General features: G+C 72.3%; 4 protein-coding genes. All 4 read right to left on the bottom strand.

Translation table 11 applies throughout. The annotated features are described in order from the left end of the window. Positions 1-135: 135 nt before the first annotated feature. Entirely contained in the window at positions 136-1,203 is a 1,068-nt protein-coding gene (locus tag AC1D1T_RS30645; protein ID WP_047505524.1) for a TAXI family TRAP transporter solute-binding subunit, read from the bottom strand. Between the two features lie 29 nt (positions 1,204-1,232). Then, positions 1,233-1,790 carry a hypothetical protein gene (locus AC1D1T_RS30640; protein ID WP_477993188.1) on the bottom strand — a complete coding sequence of 186 codons (558 nt, stop codon included), beginning with the start codon at positions 1,788-1,790 and terminating at the stop codon, positions 1,233-1,235. Further along, positions 1,787-3,724, bottom strand: coding sequence for a SulP family inorganic anion transporter (locus AC1D1T_RS30635; protein WP_477844044.1), 1,938 nt, complete (start codon positions 3,722-3,724; stop codon positions 1,787-1,789). The genes AC1D1T_RS30640 and AC1D1T_RS30635 overlap by 4 nt, the downstream gene beginning before the upstream one ends. A 38-nt stretch (positions 3,725-3,762) precedes the next feature. Next, the coding region (locus tag AC1D1T_RS30630; RefSeq protein ID WP_477993187.1) for a winged helix-turn-helix domain-containing protein at positions 3,763-4,138 on the bottom strand (376 nt) is incomplete at its 5' end.

Here is a 4,138-nt window from a genome sequence, read left to right as displayed (position 1 = left end):
CTGCGACGGCGTCGACGGGCGCGGCCCGATCGGTGGCCGGGCACCGGGTCCCGGCCCCGGCGTGATCCCGGGGCCAACCGGGTTCGACCGCGCCGGCAGCAGCGGTCCCTTGGCACCCGGGATCGACATGGCCGTTCAGCGCGACGCCACGCGGCACAGGCCCAGTACCTCGCGGCTCTGCGAGCAGCTCGATGCGGCCGGTGCCTTGGTGGCAGACGCCACCGCGCCATGGTCCGGCTCGGCCTCGCTGTCGCAGTGCGACAGCACCTTCTGCGTCGGCGCGTAGTACGTCCAGCCCTTCGGCAGCTGCGGCGGCGCGAGGCTCACCTCCTGCCATTTCGCATGGCCGTCGCTCTTCAGCTTTTCGAAGTTGCTGCACATCGATTTCGCGAAGCGCGTCAGCGAGCTGCGCACCTCCGGCGACTGGTAGTCGTAGGTCACCAGCATCGACTTGACCGACAGCGAGGTCACGTCCTGCGTCAGCCAGTTCGGGTAGCTGGTGCTGCGGATCTGCGCCGGCACGTAGGTGCCGTCCAGCGCCTGCGTCTCGGGCGCCGCGCGGTCGAGCGTCAGCAGCTTGATGTACTGGCGCGCCTCCGACTTCATGTCGGCGAACAGCTTGGCCGGCTGCCCGGCGACGATCACGACCACGTCGATCGACTTGTCGGTCGCGAGCTTCACCAGCGCCTCCTCGTTCGACAGGAAGCTGGTGTTCTGCTCCAGCATCGGGCTGCCGAACATCGCGCGGTACAGCGTGGTCGCGGTCAGCGCCGTGCCGCTGCCGACCGGGCCGACGTTGATGCGCTTGTCGCGCAGCTCGTGGATCGAGCGCAGCGGCGAATCGGCGCGTGCGACGAAGTAGATCTCCTCGTCGTACAGCGGCATCACCACGCGCAGCGGCTTGATCAGCCGGGCCGCCTCGGCATCGCCGGCGTTCGCCTGGTCGAGGTAGGCGCGGTACACGTCGGATTGCACCAGCGCGAGCCGCACGCCGGGCTCCGAGCGCAGCCGGCGCACGTTCTCGGCCGAGCCCTTGGACGGCAGCACCTCCAGCGGCAGGCCGGCGGGCTTGCCGATGAAGCGCGACAGGTCGCGGCCGATCTCGATGTAGGTGCCGCGGTCGGAGCCGGTGACGATGCGGTCGCCGGCATGGGCGCCCAGCGAAGCGAGGCACAAGGCCGCAGTGAGAAGAAGTTGGCGCATGGATTTCTCCGGTGGACGGTGAACGGCGCTCAAGGCGTCGGGAGCTCGCACAGGCCCAGGGCCCGGCGCGCAGGGGGACAGGAATCGGTGGCAGCGGCGGCGGCCGCGGGCGGCTGCAGCAGCGCGACGGTCGCGGCCAGAGCCGGGGCCGGGACCACCGCCGGGGCCGATGCCGCGACGGCGATCGACACCACCGGTGCCACCGGCACGATGGTCGCGACCTCCGGCCCCTTCGGCAGCACCGGACGCGAACCGCTGAACGACATCGCGAAGGAGGCCGCACCGGCCACCAGCCCGCCGCCCACCAGCCACGGCAGCAGCCGGCCGATCGAGCGTGCCGGCCGCAGCGCCGCGGTGCGCGACACCGCCGCATCGCGGCGCGGCGGGGCCGCCAGCGCGGCGATCTCTTCGGGCTTCAGCATCTGCAGCGTCGGCACGAAATCCGTGCGCTCGCCTTCGGCGGCCCCGTTCACCTGGGGCACCTTTGCCAGGGCCAGGTCGCGCTCGAGCTGCGCATCGAGCCGCGCCAGCATCGAGACGAAGGCGTCGCGCTCGCGCGTGCCGGCTTGCATCGCGGCGCCGCTCATGATGCGCTCCGCACGATGCTGACGCGCTTCATGCCGGCCAGGAAGGCCTCGCGTGCGCGGCTCTCGTCGAGCTGCCCGGCCAGCGCGTTGCAGAACTGGTCGCGATTGGTGACGACCGAGGCCGCACGGCGCACCAGCACCTCGGCGATCGGCCCGATGTGCTCGGCCAGCAGCCGTGTCGCGTGCTCGATGACCGCCTGCGGCACGGTCTGCGCTTCGCGCCGCGCCCGCTCCACCTCGAGGTCGCGCAGGCCCTGCGCATCGGTGCAGTAGTTCACTGCATCGCCGATGTGGCCGAACACCAGGCACGGGCGCAGCGGCGATTCCATCTCGGCGATGCGCTCGCCGCCGACCACCAGCAGCTGGCGATCGTCGCGCTGCATCACCGCGGCGCAGCGCGACAGCGCCTTCGCCGCGGTCAGGTCCAGGCCGCCGCTGCGCGTCAGGTCGAGCACCACCTGGCGCGAGCCGATGCTCACGCGCTCCACCGCATGCACCGCGGCCTCGACGGTCGCGAAGAACAGCGGCTGGCCGATCTCGATCACCGGCACGTCGCGCGAACTCGTCTGGCCCATCGGCACGCCGACGATGGTCGGGGCCATCGCATCGGTCGCGTTGTATTCGCGGCGCACCAGGCTGTCGCGCATCTGCACGAAGGCCAGCACCGAGGCCGCGACCACGCCGGCCGCCACCGCCACCAGGATGTCGGCCGACAGCATCAGCACGCACACGATCAGCACCACCGCCAGTTCGCCGCGCATGCCGCGCCGGTCGGCCTGCCATTGCGCCAGCAGCTCGCGCACCGGCGGCACGGCGATCTCGCCGGCCACGCACAGCATCAGCGCCGCCACCACCGCCAGCGGCACCTTGACGATGACCGAAGCGAACACCAGCGTGCCCAGGCCCACCAGCATCGCCGAGGCGAACGCGGCGCTGCGCGAGGTGGCGCCGGCCTGCATGTGCACCGACGAGGTCGAGGTGCCACCGGCCACCGGCAGCCCGCCGGCCAGCAGCGAGACCAGCGAACCGAGGGCGCCGGCCATCAGCGCGCGGTTGGCGTCGAAGCGCTGCGTGCCGAGGTCTTCGATCTGCATCGCCGAAGTCAGCGTCTCGACCGAGTTGACGAGCGCGATCACCGCGGCGAAGGCCAACACGTCGATCCAGCGGCCGGGCGGCCAGCCTTCGAGGAACTGCCCGACGAGGCGCGACACCGGCAGCAGCGGGCCGCCGGCCAGGTCGATGGACGGCAGGTGCGGCAGCGCACCGGGTGCGCCGAGATCGACCACCAGCGCGACCAGCAGGCCGGCCGACAGCCCCGCGAGCATCGCGCCGCCGGTACCGTAGCGGGCCCGCAGCAATGCGAACACGCCGAAGGTGCCGATGGCGGTGCACAGCGGTGCCCACGGGCGCAGGCGGTCCGGCGCGGCCACCAGGTCGGGCAGCTCGGACCAGATCAGCCGCAGCGCCAGCGCGATCACGAGGCCTGCCGTCACCGAGGTCGGGATCAAGCGGATCAGGCCGCCGAGCTTCAGCGCCGCGAAGGCCAGCTGCAGCAGCATCGCGAGGAACAGGCACAGCGACAGCAGTGCGAGCACCTGCGGCAGCTTGACGCCGTCGCCGGCACTGAACGACGCAGCGGCCGCCGCGATCACGACCGCGACCGAGGCGCGCGGCGAGAAGATCTGCGTCGGCACCGAGCCGAACGCGCTCGCGACGAGGGCGCCGAGCGAGGCGGCGATCAGCCCCGACAGCACCATCGCCGACACCACGCCCGGCCCCATCGACGAGATCGATCCGGCCGCCACCGCGCCATACGACACGGTGGTGATCAGCGACAACAGCGCGGACAGCGAGGCCCCTCGCACGTCGCCCCAGGGCAGCGGGACGCGGTCGGGACGCAGGCCGTCGAAGGTGGAGTGGGTGGTGGAGCGCATGGTGGTGGTGGGCGGTGGAGGGTTCAGGCGTGGAGGATTCAGGCGTGGAGCCCGGCCTGCGCCGCCAGGCCGGGAGCGGCCGTGGGCGCAGAGGAAGGTCCGGAGGAGGTGCGCGGCACGGCGGCCGCATCGATGCGGTAGCCGCTGCCGTAGACGCCGCGCAGCGCGAGCGCCTCGCCGGCGCAGCGCTTGAGCTTGCGGCGCAACTGATAGATGTGCTGCTCGATCGAGCGGCCGGTGATGCCGGCATCGGTGCCCCAGACGTCCTGCGCGAGGCGGGCCCGGGTCACCAACTGGCCGGCGTTCTCGAACAGCAGCTGGGCGAGCGCGAGTTCGCGGGCCGTCAGGCCGACGCGCTGCGAGCGCGAGACGATGGCGCTGGCGCCGCGGTCGATGCTGCAGCCGGCCACGCTC

The sequence above is a fragment of the Rhizobacter sp. P2_H3 genome (assembly GCF_056403355.1).
This window is presented reverse-complemented; position numbering and strand designations above follow the sequence as displayed.